Origin of the sequence: Curtobacterium sp. S6 (assembly GCF_000710345.2) — a bacterium.
Classification (GTDB): Bacteria; Actinomycetota; Actinomycetes; order Actinomycetales; family Micrococcaceae; genus Rothia.
Genome location: NZ_KL537415.1, coordinates 177,076 through 193,468 on the forward strand (window position 1 = coordinate 177,076; position 16,393 = coordinate 193,468).

The 16,393-nt window shown below is 61.5% G+C and carries 15 protein-coding genes; 8 read left to right on the forward strand and 7 right to left on the reverse strand.

Annotated elements, in window-relative coordinates; genetic code table 11:
• Positions 1-7 precede the first annotated feature (7 nt).
• Together dnaN and dnaA are read right to left on the reverse strand one after the other, a co-directional pair.
• Positions 8-1,132, reverse strand: a complete 1,125-nt coding sequence (gene dnaN / locus CURSPS6_RS11750; protein ID WP_030016451.1) for a DNA polymerase III subunit beta — start codon at positions 1,130-1,132, stop codon at positions 8-10.
• A gap of 446 nt (positions 1,133-1,578) precedes the next feature.
• A complete protein-coding gene (dnaA, locus tag CURSPS6_RS11755) occupies positions 1,579-3,252 on the reverse strand; it encodes a chromosomal replication initiator protein DnaA (RefSeq protein WP_030016453.1) in 1,674 nt (557 codons plus the stop codon).
• Positions 3,253-3,902: 650 nt separating this feature from the next.
• Here dnaA and rpmH point away from each other — a divergent pair.
• From rpmH to CURSPS6_RS11790, 8 genes are all read left to right on the forward strand, one after another.
• Entirely contained in the window at positions 3,903-4,040 is a 138-nt protein-coding gene (rpmH, locus tag CURSPS6_RS12430; protein WP_048680695.1) for a 50S ribosomal protein L34, read from the forward strand.
• A 96-nt stretch (positions 4,041-4,136) separates the two neighbouring features.
• A complete protein-coding gene (rnpA, locus tag CURSPS6_RS11760; protein ID WP_030016455.1) occupies positions 4,137-4,523 on the forward strand; it encodes a ribonuclease P protein component in 387 nt (128 codons plus the stop codon).
• The gene (gene yidD / locus CURSPS6_RS11765; protein WP_051687992.1) at positions 4,520-4,948 is read left to right on the forward strand and encodes a membrane protein insertion efficiency factor YidD; all 429 of its coding nucleotides are present in this window, start codon (positions 4,520-4,522) and stop codon (positions 4,946-4,948) included. Before rnpA ends, yidD begins: the two co-directional genes overlap by 4 nt.
• Before the next feature lie 13 nt (positions 4,949-4,961).
• Positions 4,962-5,933, forward strand: coding sequence for a membrane protein insertase YidC (yidC, locus tag CURSPS6_RS11770; protein ID WP_030016458.1), 972 nt, complete (start codon positions 4,962-4,964; stop codon positions 5,931-5,933).
• 124 nt (positions 5,934-6,057) lie between these two features.
• Positions 6,058-6,714: a protein jag gene (locus CURSPS6_RS11775; RefSeq protein WP_082470544.1), complete on the forward strand. Its 657-nt coding sequence runs from the start codon at positions 6,058-6,060 to the stop codon at positions 6,712-6,714.
• Positions 6,711-7,349, forward strand: coding sequence for a 16S rRNA (guanine(527)-N(7))-methyltransferase RsmG (rsmG, locus tag CURSPS6_RS11780; RefSeq protein WP_030016460.1), 639 nt, complete (start codon positions 6,711-6,713; stop codon positions 7,347-7,349). Before CURSPS6_RS11775 ends, rsmG begins: the two co-directional genes overlap by 4 nt.
• 279 nt (positions 7,350-7,628) lie before the next feature.
• Positions 7,629-8,618 carry a ParA family protein gene (locus CURSPS6_RS11785; protein ID WP_082470546.1) on the forward strand — a complete coding sequence of 330 codons (990 nt, stop codon included), beginning with the start codon at positions 7,629-7,631 and terminating at the stop codon, positions 8,616-8,618.
• Positions 8,619-9,353: 735 nt separating this feature from the next.
• Positions 9,354-10,880, forward strand: a complete 1,527-nt coding sequence (locus CURSPS6_RS11790) for a ParB/RepB/Spo0J family partition protein (RefSeq protein ID WP_235503773.1) — start codon at positions 9,354-9,356, stop codon at positions 10,878-10,880.
• Positions 10,881-10,980: 100 nt separating this feature from the next.
• Here the strand turns inward: CURSPS6_RS11790 and trxA are convergent, their stop codons facing one another.
• From trxA to CURSPS6_RS11815, 5 genes are all read right to left on the reverse strand, one after another.
• On the reverse strand, positions 10,981-11,307 hold the full coding sequence (trxA, locus tag CURSPS6_RS11795) for a thioredoxin (RefSeq protein WP_030016463.1): 327 nt from the start codon (positions 11,305-11,307) through the stop codon (positions 10,981-10,983).
• A 50-nt stretch (positions 11,308-11,357) separates the two neighbouring features.
• Positions 11,358-12,338, reverse strand: coding sequence for a thioredoxin-disulfide reductase (gene trxB / locus CURSPS6_RS11800; protein WP_051688025.1), 981 nt, complete (start codon positions 12,336-12,338; stop codon positions 11,358-11,360).
• Positions 12,339-12,608: 270 nt separating this feature from the next.
• Positions 12,609-14,063 (reverse strand): hypothetical protein, encoded by a 1,455-nt coding sequence (locus CURSPS6_RS11805; protein WP_030016469.1) that lies wholly within the window; start codon positions 14,061-14,063, stop codon positions 12,609-12,611.
• 71 nt (positions 14,064-14,134) lie between these two features.
• Positions 14,135-15,769 carry a murein biosynthesis integral membrane protein MurJ gene (gene murJ / locus CURSPS6_RS11810; protein ID WP_030016471.1) on the reverse strand — a complete coding sequence of 545 codons (1,635 nt, stop codon included), beginning with the start codon at positions 15,767-15,769 and terminating at the stop codon, positions 14,135-14,137.
• A 63-nt stretch (positions 15,770-15,832) separates the two neighbouring features.
• Positions 15,833-16,333, reverse strand: coding sequence for an NUDIX hydrolase (locus tag CURSPS6_RS11815; RefSeq protein WP_030016473.1), 501 nt, complete (start codon positions 16,331-16,333; stop codon positions 15,833-15,835).
• Positions 16,334-16,393 lie beyond the last annotated feature (60 nt).

A 16,393-nucleotide genomic window follows, 5' to 3' on the forward strand; every position in this document is an offset into this window, starting at 1 on the left:
GGCCCCTTTACTGATTCGGCAGGCGAACGGGCATCAGCAGGTAGCGGTAATCCTTGCCGTCTTCGCCTTCGGGATCGTCCTGAGCGGACAAGACCGCCGGCTTGGGCGGCGTCGTGAAGGAGAACCGCACGTAGTCGCTGCCGAAGACGTTCAGCCCTTCGCTCAGGTACACGGGGTTGAACGCGACGGTGATGTCGTCGCCGTCCAGATGCGCCTCGAGGACCTCGTTCGCCTGCGCGTCTTCACCGGTTCCGGCATCCAAGGTGAGCTGGCCCTGGCTGAACGCGAGGCGGACCGGGGTGTTGCGTTCGGCCACGAGGGACACGCGACGAACGGCTTCGACCAGTTCCGAGGTTTTGACCACCGCGTGGATGGGGGTCTGGTCGGGGAACAGCGAACGAATCTTGGGGTATTCGCCGTCGACCAGAAGACTCGTGGTGCGTCGACCACCGGATTCGAAGCCGACGAGTTCGTGCGAATCGGAGAGGGCGATCTTAAGCAGACCCGCATTGCCCAGGGTCTTGGCGACCTCGTTGAGGGTCTTGGCCTTGATGAGTGCGGAGGTCGAAATCTGGGGATCGGTGGGTTCCCAGGTGAGTTCGCGCATGGCCAGGCGGTAGCGGTCGGTCGCGAGGAGGGTCATGGTCGAACCCTCGATCTCGACGCGCACGCCCGTGAGGATCGGCAGGGTGTCGTCGCGGCTCGCGGCGATGATCACCTGGGAGATCGCGTGAGCGAAGGCCGCGCCGTCGACCGTTCCGGAGACCTCGGGGAGGCCCGGAAGATCCGGGTATTCGGAGACCGGCATCGCCGCGAGGTTGAACTTCGCGGAACGGCAGTTGAGATAGACCTTTGAATCGTGGGTCTCAAACTCGACGGGCGCCGAGGGCAAGGACCGGCAGATATCCGCGAGGAGTCGACCCGAGACGAGGGTTTCGCCTTCCTCCATCACTTCGGCGGCGATGTTGAGTTTGGCCGAGGTCTCGTAATCGAAGCTGGCGATCGAGACCTCGTTGCCGGAGGCCTTGATAAGCAACCCGGAAAGAACCGGTACGGGAGGCCGGGGCGAGAGGGAACGGGCCGTCCATGTGACGGCCTCGGCGAGTACGTCTCGGTCAACTGAGAATTTCACGTGCGCGAAGTCCCTCTCTGAAAAGTGGTCGGTCTGTACGACGAGCTTACCGGAGACGAGGTCTCCATAGGATTCTTGTAATTACGAGTGACCGGGCAGTTCTGGGCGGACCCGAAGGGGTCTGCCGGCAGGGTTCGGGAACGAAGATTTGTTATTTGGAATGATCTCTTTAAAGGATCAGTAGTGTTAATAACGCATGTGGATTCTGTGGAAAAGTGCCTGCATCGCAGCCGGCAGTAGGGTTCAGGCTGTAGACATCCTGTGGGCTTTTTCCGCCGGCGGAGTGGACGGTCTGTGCACGGATTCCGGGGCTTCTCGAGGGATTCCACAGCCGCCGGCGAGTTCTCCCCTTAAGCTCCACAGAAGTCAACGGGTAATCCACACTTTCATCCACAGGTGTTAATAAACAGGTTATCCACCGGCACCCGGGCGGCTGTGGATAAGTTTCAGCCCTCGCGTTGCTGTTGCTTGATGCGGTTGGTCAGCTCGGTGACCTGGTTGAAGATCTGGCGGCGCTCGGCCATGAGCTTCCTGATCTTTCGATCCGCGTGCATCACGGTGGTGTGGTCGCGCCCGCCGAACTCCTGGCCGATCTTGGGCAAGGACATGTCGGTGAGCTCGCGCAGCAGGTACATCGCGATCTGACGGGCCGTCACGAGGGTCCGGTTCCGGGACTTGCTGCGCAGTTCATCCAAGGAAATCTCGAAGTAGCTGGCCGTCTGGCCCAGGATGACCGACGAGGTGATCTCCGGGACGCCGTCGTCGGTGATGAGGTCTTTCAGCACGAGTTCGGCCAGGGGCAGATCAACGCGCTGTTTGTTGAGCGAGGCGAAGGCCGTGACACGGATCAGGGCACCCTCGAGTTCACGAATATTGGTCGTGATGTTCGAGGCGATGTATTGCATGACGTCGTCGGTCGCGTCGAGATCTTCGTTTTGGGCCTTCTTGCGAAGAATCGCGATGCGGGTCTCCAGTTCGGGCGGCTGCACGTCGGTGATGAGGCCCCACTCGAAGCGCGACCGCATGCGCTCGGCGAATCCGCTGAGCTGCTTGGGCGGCAGATCGGAGGTGATCACGATCTGTTTCTTGTGGTTGTGCAGGGCATTGAACGTATGGAAGAACTCTTCCTGCGTGTGCTCCTTGCCCGCCAGGAACTGGATGTCGTCGATCAGCAAGAGGTCGACGTTGCGATAGATCTGCTTAAAGCTGGAGCCTTCGTCATCACGGATCGAGTTGATGAAGTCGTTGGTGAACTCTTCCGAATTCACGTACCGAACCCGGTGGGTCGGGTAGAACCGCTTGGTGTAATGCCCGATCGCGTGGAGCAGGTGCGTCTTTCCCAGGCCAGAATCGCCGTAAATGAAGAGCGGGTTATACGCACTCGCGGGATTTTCGGCGACCGCGAGGGCCGCGGCGTGCGCGAAGCGGTTGGACTGCCCCATCACGAAGGTCTCGAACATGTACTTGTCGTTGAGCCGAGCGGAGCTGTCCCACACGATGTCTTCTTGCCCGCGATCGTATGGCTCTCGGGGCATATCTTGCTCCTGCCGCGGCCCGTCCACGCGGGGCGCGGGAAGTTCCACATCGGCGCTGCGCAACGAGGAAGCTGCGGTCTCATCGCTGCGCGGAACATCCACGGGCGATGAATGCGAGGAAGCGTGTCCCCTCTCGGCCTCGAGCTCGCTGATGGGCGGAACCGAGGAACCGGAGACCGTCACGGAGTTCTCGTGCTGGAGAGAAGGCTCCGAGGCGCCCCGCGATGAAGGGGCAGAGGTCTCGGAATCTTCCCACGTTGCCGAGGGATGCGAGCGAGACGTCGACGGAGCCGGAGCCTGCGCGCTCGGGCTGTCCATGTCTGGATCGATGACGAAGGCTTCGGTGATATTGGGGCCGAAGGAGCGGGCGACCGATTCCGTGAACGCCTCGTGCATCTCGGTCTGGAAGATCGCGCGGGTGTACTCATTGGGTACGGCGATGATCAGGGTGGTGCCGAAGAGCCCCTGGGGCTTGGCAAGGGGCAGGAAACCTCGGAGCCTGCGGGCGAGATCCACGTTGGCCTGAAGATCGGCGATGCACGCGTCCCACTGGGACTGAACCTCGTCGTTGCCCTGAATGCTCACTGTTCTCCTTGTTTTCGGGACGGTTGCTCGGCGAGCCGAGGACCTCCCTTGAATTTCCGCCCGATCCCGAGCCGCAGGGGCTCAAGAACGATCGGACATCGAAGGGGTGCCGACGGCCTATCCACGTGTTCTACCCAGGTTCTCCACACACTTATCCACACCTGTGGATATTGTGGAAAACCGTGGAGGGCTTTAGCTAGCTTAGGCCATGAGGGGCCCCTTCTGGCCCTCAAATTCCGGGGATTCTGTAATCACAGCTTTGTAGTTCCGCGGCATCCCGCGCCTCCTGGCGGATAAAAAAATTTTGGATTATCCACAGCTGTGAACAGTGGCTCACGCACAGGGTGGGGATGTGTCGAATCATGGCGTCGGCGTGGCCATCGATCCTTGTGGTGTGCGTCTAATGTGCAGATTTTCCGGGATGAAGACTTGACCAGGCCGTTGACTGGCTCGTAGAGTTTGTTAGTCGACTGCGCGTTGGACTATGCCCACCTGCCCGAATCCGCTTCCCGAAGCGTCGGGAGCTGGGAATCTGGTGTCCGACCGCGCGGAAGAACCGAAAGAGCCCATCTTCTGTTCCTGATCAGGATGCGGTCCGCAGGGACCCACAGCAGGGTAGGCCCATACCGACAGTCTTTGGAGTTATTACAGTGAGCAAGCGGACTTTTCAGCCGAATAACCGCCGTCGTGCCAAGAAGCACGGCTTCCGTCTTCGTATGCGCACCCGCGCTGGCCGTGCCATCCTGGCAAACCGCCGCGCCAAGGGTCGCGCCTCGGTTTCGGCGTAACTGACTCCCTCTTCGAGGGGATCTCTTCTGGTCGGAAGTTTCTTCGGGAACTTCGTTGCCAGACGCCACACCGGTCCGCGTAGAAGGAGCCTTGACGTGCTGGCACAACAGCACCGGATGAGGACTTCTCGACAGTTCTCAGCAACTACACGTTCCGGCGTCCGCAGTGGACGCCGGAACTTAGTTCTATATGCGCGTCTTCTCTCTGAGGAATCCTCACCGAGCGTGTGCGGCTTCGTGGTGTCCAAGGCGGTCGGCAATGCCGTGACCCGCAATTTGGTCAAGAGACGACTCAGAGAACTCGTTGCCCCCGTCATTGCGGCGCGTCCGCAGGGGCTGAGCATCGTCGTGCGCGCCCTGCCATCGGCTGCTCACACATCGTGGGCGGATTTGGCCCGGGATTACGAGGCCGCGTGGGAGAGCGTGGCGCGGAAACTCGGCGTCGCCGATGAGGCTGAAGCCACCGCCGAGGGCACGTCATGAGCGATTACCGTGAAGGTTCCGTTTCGGAGACCATCGCGTCACCGGAGGAACGCCTCAAGAACGCCCCGTCGGAGTTCGTGCGCCCGCGGAATGTCGGCCAGGCCGTGTGGACGCTCCCCCAGAACCTCATCATCGGTTTCCTGCGGCTGTACCGCCGCATCGTCTCCCCGCTGTACGGCGATGTCTGCCGTTTCTTTCCGACCTGCTCGGCCTACGGACTGGAGTCCGTCACCGTGCACGGGACGGTCAAGGGCATTGGACTGACCGTGAGACGATTGATCCGGTGCCACCCCTGGGCGACCGGCGGCGTGGATCCCGTACCTCCTGGCCGGCGAACCTTTGCGCCGGGCACCGAGCCCAAGATTTTGCTGTTGAACCATCCGCCGACGGCGGAGTACACGACGCCCCACAAGCCTCGGGGCTAGGAGTCAATTCCTGATGAATCCACTCGACATCATTCTGTGGCCCTTCAAATGGATCGTTTCGGCGGTCCTCTGGGTCTTCCACAGTTTGTTCACCGCCATCGGCATGGACCCGGCCAGCGGCTGGACTTGGGTCCTGGCCATCGTGTTCATGACCTTTGTCATGCGTATCCTGACCGTGCCGCTGTTCATGAAGCAGATCAAGTCCATGCGTGGCATGCAGGAGCTTCAGCCCGAGATGGCCAAGATTCAGGCCAAGTACAAGGGCAAGAAGGACCAGCTGTCACGCCAGGCAATGGCTCAGGAACAGATGGCCCTCTACAAGTCCAAGGGCGCCAATCCCCTGTCCTCGTGCTTCCCCATCATCGTTCAGATGCCGATCTTCTTCGGCCTGTTGCAGGTGCTCCGCGGTGTTCCCGCGGCGTCGGGTAACCACGAGGGAATCCTGGTGCTCTCGGCCGACATGGTGCATCAGTTCAACGATGCGTACATCCTGGGTGCTCCCCTGTTCTCGACGCTCATGCAGCCGGGCAACGGCAACCACGCCGCGACCGTGACCCTGGCGATCATCATGATCATCGCGATGTCGCTGACGCAGTTCTTTACCCAGCGACAGCTGACGGCCAAGAACATGAGCGCTCAGGCCAAAGAGTCGCCGATGTACCGCCAGCAGCAGATGCTGATGTACCTCTTCCCGATCATCTTCGCGATCGGTGGCATCAACTTCCCGCTCGGTGTGCTCGTCTACTGGACCGTCTCGAACTTCTGGGCCATGGGCCAGCAGTGGTGGGTCATTCACAACAATCCGACTCCGGGCTCGGAAGCCGAGAAGGAGCTCAACCGTCGCCGCGCCGAGAAGGGCCTTCCCCCCGTCGGCAAGTCCAAGGAGGAGCACGAGGCGGAGCTTGAGGAGCAACGCGAGCGTGCCAAGGGCGGCCAGCGTCAGCAGCCCGTGGGCAAGAACCGGCAGAAGAAAAAGAAGAAGTAATGCGAGGCTGTCCGGTTCCCGATGGTGGGAGCCGGACGCCGTCGCATGTGGTCCCTTGCGGGTGCGTTACGTGCCCGAACCGATAGCTGCGTCGGACTGACGGACGCGGAAGCAGGAGTTGGAAATGGTCGAGCACAACGAAGACCGCGCAGAGAGCACCGAAAATTCTGGGGTGGCGGAACCGGCCGCCGGTACGGATGAAGCGGCCCAGGCCGCGGAGGCGACCGACGCGGACCTGACCCCGCAGCCGGCGGACGGCGATGCCGACGCTCATGCGACGGAGGCCGAAGAAGACACCGCGGAGGAAGACGAGAGCGAAATCGCCGCCGACTACCTCGAAGAGCTCCTGGACATCGCGGACCTAGATGGGGACATCGACATCGAGGTCCGTCAGAACAGGGCATATTTGTCGGTCGTGACCGAAGAGAACGAGGACGACCTCGAGCTCCTCGTGGGACCCCGCGGTGAGGTTCTGGACGCCCTCCAAGAGCTCGTGAGGCTTTCCGTCCTGGCGTCAACGGGCGAACGATCCCGTCTCATCCTCGACATCGCCGGCTATCGTGACCGCCGCGGGAACGAACTGCAGGAGATGGCCGAGCGAGCGATCGCGTCCGTCAAGGAGACCGGGGAACCCCAACATCTCAAGCCGCTGAGCCCGTACGAGCGCAAACTCGTGCACGACGTCGTCGCCGAACACGGGCTGCACTCCGAGTCGGAGGGCGAAGGGGCCAAGCGCCACATCGTGATCTCTGCGCGCGAGCGGGGCGGAGCGGCAGAGTGAATTCGGAGACTGAGCTGACGGGCGCGGAGCGCGAGGCCGCTCAAACGGTCTTTGGGGACCGCCTGGAGCTCGCAGAACTGTACGTCGGGCACCTGGCGACCAGCGGGATCGAACGTGGCCTCATTGGGCCCCGTGAGGTCCCTCGGCTGTGGTCGCGTCACGTCCTGAACTGTGCCGTCGTTGAATCCCTGATTCAGGCTGAGGCGCGGGTCGCAGATGTCGGTTCGGGTGCCGGCCTTCCGGGGCTGTGCCTGGCGATCGCACGGCCCGATCTCCAGATTTCCCTGATCGAACCCCTGGAGCGCAGGATCATCTGGCTCGAAGAGGTGGTCGACGACCTCGGCCTGGATAACGTTGAACTCTTGCGTGGTCGCGGTGAGCAGTTTGTGGGCGACCTTGAGGTGGACATCGTGACGGCTCGGGCCGTCTCCGCCTTGGTGGGCCTGCTGGACATCACGCTCCCGCTTTTGCGTGGAACCGGAAGTCTTCTCGCGCTCAAGGGCAGGACCGCCGAGGAAGAAATGACCAAGGCGCAGAAAAAACTCAATAAATACGGCGTGCGTTCCACGGAGATCTTGACCGTGGGCGAAGCGATCCTGGAACAGGCCACGACGGTGGTCCGCGTAGACCTGTAGGGGTCCCTGCACTCCCCCGCTGCCGGGCGACCGTGGCGTTTGTCGGCGGCCGCTCGTGCTATCCGGCGCGCAGATGGCTCGCCTGGGTTGAGGCCCCCACACCGTGACGGAGGCCCGTGGCCCGCGGATCGCCGGGAGAATCATCCACACGGAGGACCCCGACTGTTTCCATTGCCGGTTCCGGGTACTCTGGTGTGATGTGGAATCAATCTCCGGATCGTGAAAGGGGTACCGCTGGTGGCAGGACGACATAGGGCTCCAGATCCAACGGACGCGGAAATGCCGCCGAACCCGCAAGACCAAACTGAACCGGTTGTTCCGGATCAGAGTCGACATGTTTCACGTGAAACGGTTGAAGCCATAACGTCCAATATCAAGATCACGGACCGCCTGAAGTACCCCGTTGCGAGAGAGCTGATGAACGAAAAAAAGCGATGGAAGAAATTGGCGAAACAACCGGTTCCTCGTCCCGCAGAGACCCGAGTCTTCACCATCAGCAACCAAAAGGGCGGCGTCGGTAAAACGAGCACCGCGGTGAATTTGGCGGCCGCGATGGCGGATCGCGGATTCGAGACCCTCGTGGTGGACATCGATCCCCAGGGGAATGCCTCGACGGCGCTGAATATTGAGCATGGGGTCGAGGTGGACTCGACCTACGATGTGCTGATCGACGCGGCACCCATGCACGACGTCGTCAAGCAGTGTCCCGAATACCCCAACCTGTATTGCCTGCCATCGAATATTGATCTTGCCGGCGCGGAGATCGAGTTGGTCTCCCTGGTGGCGAGGGAACAACGGCTGGACCGTGCGATCCAGGACTACGCGAAATATCGCGAGGAGCAGGGTCTCCCCCGCCTGGACTACATTTTTATCGACTGCCCGCCGTCCCTCGGCCTTCTCACGATCAACGCATTCGTTGCCGCGAAGGAAGTTTTGATACCCATTCAGTGCGAATACTACGCATTGGAAGGGCTCAGCCAGTTGCTCAAGAACATCGAGCTGGTCAAGAAACACCTCAATCCCACGCTGAACGTCAGCACTATCTTGTTGACGATGTACGACGGCCGTACCAATTTGGCCTCTCAAGTCGCTGCCGAGGTTCGGCAGCACTTCCCGGATCAGGTTCTCGACGCGGTCATCCCCCGCTCGGTACGCATTTCGGAGGCGCCGAGCTACCAGCAAACCGTACTGACGTATGACCCGCAGTCCACGGGAGCGTTGTCTTACCTGGAGGCGGCGGTCGAAATCGCTCATAAGGGCGCGCAGTAGCCTGCCCATGAAGGGCCCGACACCCCGTGGGTGTCGGGCCCTTTTTGCGTCGTTTGGCCAATACGAGGTTGTGGGCCTTGGCGGGTTTGGGGTTTCGGAGGTTCGTGTTTCACGTGAAACCATGGCGTGAGGCAAGGCTCTTGTAGCTATAGGTGTGGCCGTGGCCGTAGCCCTAGCCCTAGCCCTAGCCATGACCGTGACCGTAGCCCCGGCCGAGGGCTCGGATCCGGTGTTTCACGTGAAACACCATGAAACGGCATCGACACGTAGGGAACCTCATCGGGGTTCTTTGCAGGAAAAGATTAGGCTCTGTCCGGGCCGCGAGTTCACGTATTCGGAGCGCACTGCTCGCGTGGAGGAGGGGATCGTTGCGAAGGGCCGCGATGAGGCCGCCGCGTTCCGCTGGGCATAGCAGGTTTCACGTGAAACATGGTTAGGCCGTGCTGTTCTGCCTCATTCCTCCACACACGGCACGAGGAACGTCGATACTGATGGGAGGGCGGGTCCGCTCTCCCCCGATGATACCGGTCGGCCGTCATCTCGGCATTTCATCAGACGGATCCTCATGGCCTGCCTACGGTCGACCGTGAGCTGTCTGCCGGCCGGGGCACGCGTTTCACGTGAAACATAGACGGAACTGTCTGCCCAATATGACCGACACTGTGGATAGCCGCCCGAAGTCGTGCGAAGTCCCGATAGACTGAGGTCCTATCCGGCTGAACATTAAGGAGCATCGTGGCAGAACGTCGTCGAGGCCTTGGGCGTGGTTTGGGATCGCTCATACCGACCGCCTCCGAGCAAGAAGTCAATAACGAAGCCGAGAAACAGGCCGCAACGGTATCGAAGGAAGCGTCTGTTTCACGTGAAACGAATCCGAGTCCCGACGAGGCCGCCGAAACTCGGAGCGGCAAGGGAAGGAAAGGTTCTAGCGTCGGCGCGAAGACCAGCTCGTCTAGCCCATCCGGCACTCGATCGACGACGACCCGCAGTGCGAAGAAGTCGGCGCCCGCGGTGAAGAAGGCGGACGACTCGAAGAAGGCACAGACCGGCGTCACGTCGTCGAAGGGGGAGACCCCGGTTTCACGTGAAACACAGAGTTCGGGCGGCCAGCGGAAGGCGTCAACCGCCCAGAAGAGCCAGACGCGCAAGTCGACTGGTGCTCGGGCGGATATGGGTGCTGCTCTTCGTAAGAGTTCGGGCGGTCGTCGCCCCGTCGACTTCTTCTTCCAGCCCTCAGAAGCCATTCAGGAGCAAAAGAGCGGCGCGGAGAGCGCTGAAGAACCCCCGAAGGATGAGACTCCCTGGTCGTCCGAAGATGACGTTTCACGTGAAACGCACAAGCCCGGGGTCCAGGATGGTGAGCGCTCGAAGCCCGGTGCCAAGACAAAGAAGGCGGGCAAAGGGGACGATCAGTCGGGGTCCGAAGAACTTGTCAACGTTCCCGGAGCTCAATTCGGGGAAATCCCGGTGGGGGAGATCCACCCCAACAGGAAGCAGCCCCGTCAAGAATTCGACGAAGACGAGATGGAAGAGCTGATCCACTCGATTCGTGAAATCGGCCTCTTACAGCCGATCGTCGTTCGTCCGAGCTCCGAAGAGGGCACGGAAAAATATGAACTGGTCATGGGTGAGAGGCGTTGGCGGGCAACCCAGCGCGCCGGCCTGAAGACAATACCTGCCATCGTGCGCGATACGCAGGACGTGGACCTACTGCGCGACGCCCTTCTGGAGAACCTACACCGAAGCCAGTTGAATCCCCTGGAAGAGGCCGCGGCCTACCAGCAACTACTCAACGAATTCGGCACGACGCAGGATGAACTCGCACAGCGCATTGGCCGTTCACGTCCGCAAATCTCGAATACGATTCGCCTTCTGCGACTCCCTGCATTGGTTCAGCGACGTGTCGCCGCCGGGATTCTGTCGGCGGGCCACGCGAGAGCGTTGTTGAGTCTCAGCGACCCGGCCGCCATGGAAAAGCTCGCGCAGAGGATTGTGGCGGAGGGCCTGTCGGTTCGCACCGTCGAGGAAATCATCCAGTCCGGCGCGGCAGAGAAACAGGAAAAGCCGGCGCGGAAGCCTGTCACGCCTCATCGGCATCATGAGAGGTTGGACTATATCGCCGACGCCTTCGCCGACAAGCTCGACACAAGCGTCAAGATCAATCTCGGATCTCGCAAGGGCAAAATGACCATCGAATTCGCCTCGGTGGAGGACCTGAACCGAATCATTTCCGTCTTGGATCCGGAGATCGAGGGGGAGTAGTCACGTCCCGCTGGAGCTGTTCCGGGCCGTCGTAAACAACAAAAGACCCGCCGTGTTTCACGTGAAACACGGCGGGTCTTTTCCTATTCAGGAGGCGTCATTACGCCAGGAAATCGGCGAATTCCTTCTCCAGGACGGCCTTCGGCTTGGCGCCGATGGAGGTCTTGGCGACCTCTCCGCCCTTGAAGACATAGATCGCCGGAATCGAGGTGATGCCGTACTTAGCGGCCGTCTCACCGTTCTCGTCGACGTTGAGCTTGACGACGTCGACCTTCTCGGCGTGCTCCTCAGCAATCTGGTCCAGGATCGGTCCGACCTGGCGGCACGGGCCGCACCATTCGGCCCAGAAATCGACGATCACGGGGCGATCGTTCTTGAGGACATCCTCTTCGAAGGAGGCGTCGGTAACAGCCTTAGCGTTGCTCATGGTGTTTCCTTTCGGATGTGGGGTATCTGGCGATACCGATGTGGGTTGGTTCAGAGGGATTCGAGGTAGTGTTGCGCGTCGATTGCGGCCACGCAACCGGAGCCAGCCGCCGTGATGGCCTGACGGTAGGTGGGGTCAATGACGTCACCCGCGGCGAAGACTCCAGGAATGTTGGTCTTGGAAGAACGGCCCTGCACGGCGATGGTTCCGTCGGGCGTGAGATCCAGCTGTCCCTTGACGAGGTTGGTGCGGGGATCGGAGCCGATGGCCACGAATAGGCCCTCGACCTCGAGGCGCTGGGTCAGGCCGGACTTCAGGTTCTTGACCTGAAGCGCTTCGGTCTTGTTCTCGCCCTCGATGCCGACAACCGCGGAATCCCAGACGAAGGTGATCTTGGGGTTGTTGAGCGCGCGTTCCTGCATGATCTCTGAGGCACGGAGCGAATCGCGGCGGTGAATGATCGTCACGCTGGAGGCAAAGTTGGTGAGGAAGAGGGCTTCCTCGAGGGCCGAATCTCCGCCACCGACCACGGCGATGGGCTTTTGCTTGAAAAAGAAACCGTCACAGGTTGCACACCAGCTCACGCCGTGCCCGGAGAGCCGTGTTTCGTCCTCAAGACCGAGCTTGCGGTACTCGGAACCCGTCGAGATGATGACGGACTTGGCGTGGTGCACGGTGCCGTCCTGCAACGTGATCTTCTTGAGGTCGCCCTCGAGTTCGACGCTCTCGACGTCTTCGTACTGAATATCCGCGCCGAAACGTTCGGCCTGTTGCTGCATGTTGGACATGAGCTCGGGACCCTGGATGCCCTCGATGAATCCGGGGTAGTTCTCCACCTCGGTGGTGGTCATGAGGTCGCCGCCGGCCTCGACAGAACTCGCGAACACGACGGGGTTGAGATTTGCCCGTGCCGTGTAGACGGCTGCCGTGTACCCGGCCGGGCCGGAACCGATGATCGCGACGTCGTGGACGACAGTGGACTCGGAATCCGCCTGGCGGGGAGCCTCCGCGTCTTTCTCGGAGAGATTGATCAACGGTGCTGCACCTTGTGAAAAGACGCTATCGCTCACTGAATTCCTTTCGTGACGGCCATGTCATGGCGGTTGCCGGGAGCCGAAGCCATCCTGACGGTTCGGCTGGTTGATGATCTGATGATGAAACCCGCGGGGCCCCGGGAATATTCCGCGTCCCCGAGCCCACCGTCGTGCACCGACGAAACGCCGCTGACGGCCCCGAGACGCCCCGTCCAACCCGCGGAGACGCCGCGGGCAGGGGCGCAGGGAATCTGGCCTACTGGGAGGCTATTTGACGGCGATTTCGCCGATGTGGACGCCGTAGTTGTATCCGCCAATCGGGGAGGAGACCTGCGGAAGCTGCGTGACGTAGATGATGACGTAGCTGGAGTCCTTGGACTTAGCCTCGTCGGAGAGATCAACCGTGGTCTGCCCGTTCTGGAACGTTCCTTGGCCCGCATTGGTCGCGCCGTCCAGGGTGGGGGAGTCGTTGGTGTAAACGGTGAACTGACCGCCGGTGCTCTTGGGCGAATCGATAGTCACCTGATTGACCTTCGCCGGCTCCTGAAGCTTGGTCGCCAGCCCGAATCCCTTGATCAACTCGCCGAAGGTGGGGGAGGAGAAGCCGTAGCTGGTCCAGTAGGACGACGCGTTGCCGTCATACGTCTTGGGCAACGTGGCATCTTGGTCCGACATCAAGGTGGGGTCGTCGGGGACCACACGGGAGACGGAATCAATCTGGGGTGCCGCTCCGGAGGAATCCTTGCTGGAGGAATCCGAACTCTCCGAACCCGACTGGCTGGCCGCCGAGGTCACCGTGCCGCTGGGCACGGAACCGGAGCTCGAGACCAGGTTGCCGAGACGGCTGAACCCGAAGATCACCAGCAGGATCAGCAGGATGACGATGACGGCTGCGGTGATCCACAGCCCGATGAAGCTTCGCCGCCGGGGACGGTCTTCGTACTCGTCCTCGTCGTAGTACTCCTCGTCGTCGCCGTAATATTCGGCGTCCTCCTCGGGGTAATCGTCTTCGAACTCGGCGTCGTCCTCATAGGTAGGGGCCGGCTCGAAATCTTCCTGGTAGTCGTAGCGGTTGTCGCCGTCGTAGCTGGAGTCAGAGCCCCGCAACGAGGCCGCGGAAGCCGCCGTGGCACCACCCGCGACGTCGGTCGCGGCGCGATCAAAGAGGGTTCCGCCGCTCGAGGACCCGCGGGACGAGCGACGCGCGGGAGGCTCCTCGCCGAAGGCCTCGTAGTCCGCATCGGTCCACTCGGTGACCGGAGCCGCGGCTTCCTCCTGGCGTTCGTCGATCTTGGCCTGGGGCGAGGTCTCGGTGCCGACCTGCTCGTAATCAGAGACGGGAGCGGCAGGGGCATCCGTGCCCCCGAAGATCTGGCCGCCGAGCTCCTCGTTGTCGGAGGAGGTGTCGTCCTGATGGTCCGTCAACAGCAGATCCAACAGGTCGTTGGCCTGGGCGTGCGAGGTGATCAGATAGGTGACCTCGTCGGACTGGCCGAGGTCCAGCACCTGAAGGCTTCCGGACCGCGAGCCCGTGGCGACGTCGCGCGCATTTTCGATGAGGAGGTCGCTGTGGTCAGGGCTCGCGACAAGGATCGAGACCTTGCGTTCCAGGACCTGATCTTTGCCATCGAGGACCTGATCCTGCGCGGCGGTGGTGATGATCTGACCGGTCACCTTATAGCGGCCGCCCAGGACTGAGCCGAGTTGGATAGCCTGCGTCAAAAGTAACCCCCGCGCTGTTTGGGTCGAAGTAACAGTTCGATGATACCGGCGTACCGGCCATGTGGCCTTATCTAGCGACCAATTCGTGCCAAGACCGGGCGAAGAATTCCTTCCATCTCCCGGACCCGGAACATTCGTAGGGCCCCGAGATAGACCAGGGCCATGACTATTCCGCCGATGACGACCGTGACGAACGCCGTGATCTGGCTGTGCCACGCGAACCCGTCGAACGATCCGCCGCCCATCAGATGCAGGGCAATATAGCCAAAGACGCCGGCGAAGATCGCCGAGATCGTCACCCGGAGGTGGGTTTTGACGATATTCGCCAGGTCATAATCGCCGAGCCACTTCTTCAAGCCACGGTGGAACAGCAGGGTCGCCAGGATGTTTTGTCCGGCGTAGAGCCCCGCGAGGCAGAACACGATGTATTGCGGTTGGACGCGCCCCACGAGGAAGCCCAAGACGATCACCAGTACCGCCGAGATGGCCTGATTGATCAGGGGAGTCTTGGCGTCTTCGTGGGCGTAGAAGGCTCGGCCCATCATGAACGCGATCGTGAGGAACGGGCCGCCGAGGGCGATCACCGAGATCACCTGGCCGACGACCGCTCCCTGAGCCGGATCGCCGCCGCCGAACAGCATCCCCACCGGCCCGGCAAACACCACGAGGGCGACCGCGCAGAAGATCGTCGCGACCGAGCTGATGCGCAGGCCACGGGACAGGGTCTGGACCAGCGAGGCGTCGTCGTTGTTGTCGGCGTGTCGGGACATCTGGTTGAACAAGACGGTGGCGATCGACAAGCCGATCACCCCGTGGGGCAGCTGATAGAGCATCGTCGACTGATCGAGCATGTTGTTGCCGGCGATCGGGTGGTCGTACTTCTCTTGGAATCCTTCCGGGGTGGTCGCGATGTGCGCGAGGAACAGGAAGGACAGGTTGGCCACGACGCCGGTGGCCAGGGTCCAGCTGGCGAGCCGGGCCGCCGTGCCGAGCCCGATGCCGCGCCACCCGAGCTTGATGCCTAGACCGAGCTTCAATGCCTTGAGGGGAATAAAGAGAATGAGCGCCTGCGCCACGACGCCGATGGTCGCCATTCCGGCCAACCAGAAGGTCTTGTCGGTGGTCCAGTGAGCCGGGTCGTGGTCCCCGGTCTGCCAGGTACCAAACAGCATGATGAACACCAGCAACGACGCGATGGCGACGATATTGTTCAATACCGGAGCCCACATATACGCGCCAAAGGCGCCTCGGGCGTTCAGGATCTGCCCGACGACCGTGTACAGCCCGTAAAAGAAGATTTGGGGGAAGCACCAGAGCGCGAAGGTGGTGCCCATGTCGAGCTTTTCGGGTGACCAGTCGCTCGCCATGACCGAAATGATCGGCCGCGCGCAGAGGACCACGATGGCGGTGACCACGGCCAGCCCGATGACGGCCAGGGACAGCAGTCGAGAGATGTAATCCGCGCCGCCGTCGGGCTTCTTGGAGGCCTTGATGATCTGCGGAACCAACACGGCGTTGAACATGCCCGCGGCCACGAGGACATAGATGAGGTTCGGCAGCGTGTTGGCCAGGGCGAAGACGTTACCGGTGGTCGTTGAAGCGCCAATGGCGACGGCCAACAGCATCGTCTTTACGAAGCCGAGGACGCGCGAAACCATGGTTCCCGCGGCCATAATGGCGCTGGAACGAGCACCGGTACGTGCCATATTTGCTAAGCCCTAACGATGAAGGATGGGAGCGTCCCCGTCGGGGGCACCACCCACACGTTTCTACAGTTGATGGATGATGTATTCCCTGGCGATGTCCGCGATGCGACGCTCATTCGGGAAAGACAGCTTGCGTCCGAGATCGTCGATATTGGACCACGCAACGTCGATGGCCTCGTGATCGGGGTCCTTCTCCGTGGTGAGGTAACCACCGGTTGCTTGGAGGAGGAAGTGGTGGACCGTCTTGTGGACCCGGTGTCCGGAAACGGTGAACCAATAGTCGATGGAACCGAGTGGCGCGAGGACTCGTCCGGCGATCCCCGTCTCCTCTTCGATTTCGCGGCAGGCGGCTTCCTCGTTGGTTTCTTCGCCCTCGGGGTGTCCCTTCGGGAGACACCACTCCAGGCGGCCGCCGCGGTTAATGCGCGCAATGATGGCGACGGGATGATTCGCGGTCTCAAGGTCGACGACGATACCCCCGGCAGAGACTTCTTCCACCGTGGGCAAGGGCGAAGGCGGGGTGAATGCCCGCTTCTTCGGCGCCCGGGGAACTGGAAAAGTCATACGTCCACCTTACAGAGTTCGACCTTGACACGTGCTGGATGAGGGTCCGTGTGAACGAGG

Bases quoted from the DNA above. Each gene is read 5' to 3' on its own strand.
- yidD (WP_051687992.1), top strand. From the start codon at position 4,520: ATGAGCGATTACCGTGAAGGTTCCGTTTCGGAGACCATCGCGTCACCG.
- yidC (WP_030016458.1), top strand. From the start codon at position 4,962: ATGAATCCACTCGACATCATTCTGTGGCCCTTCAAATGGATCGTTTCG.
- CURSPS6_RS11775 (WP_082470544.1), top strand. From the start codon at position 6,058: ATGGTCGAGCACAACGAAGACCGCGCAGAGAGCACCGAAAATTCTGGG.
- CURSPS6_RS11785 (WP_082470546.1), top strand. From the start codon at position 7,629: ATGCCGCCGAACCCGCAAGACCAAACTGAACCGGTTGTTCCGGATCAG.
- trxA (WP_030016463.1), bottom strand. From the start codon at position 11,307: ATGAGCAACGCTAAGGCTGTTACCGACGCCTCCTTCGAAGAGGATGTC.
- murJ (WP_030016471.1), bottom strand. From the start codon at position 15,769: ATGGCACGTACCGGTGCTCGTTCCAGCGCCATTATGGCCGCGGGAACC.
- CURSPS6_RS11815 (WP_030016473.1), bottom strand. From the start codon at position 16,333: ATGACTTTTCCAGTTCCCCGGGCGCCGAAGAAGCGGGCATTCACCCCG.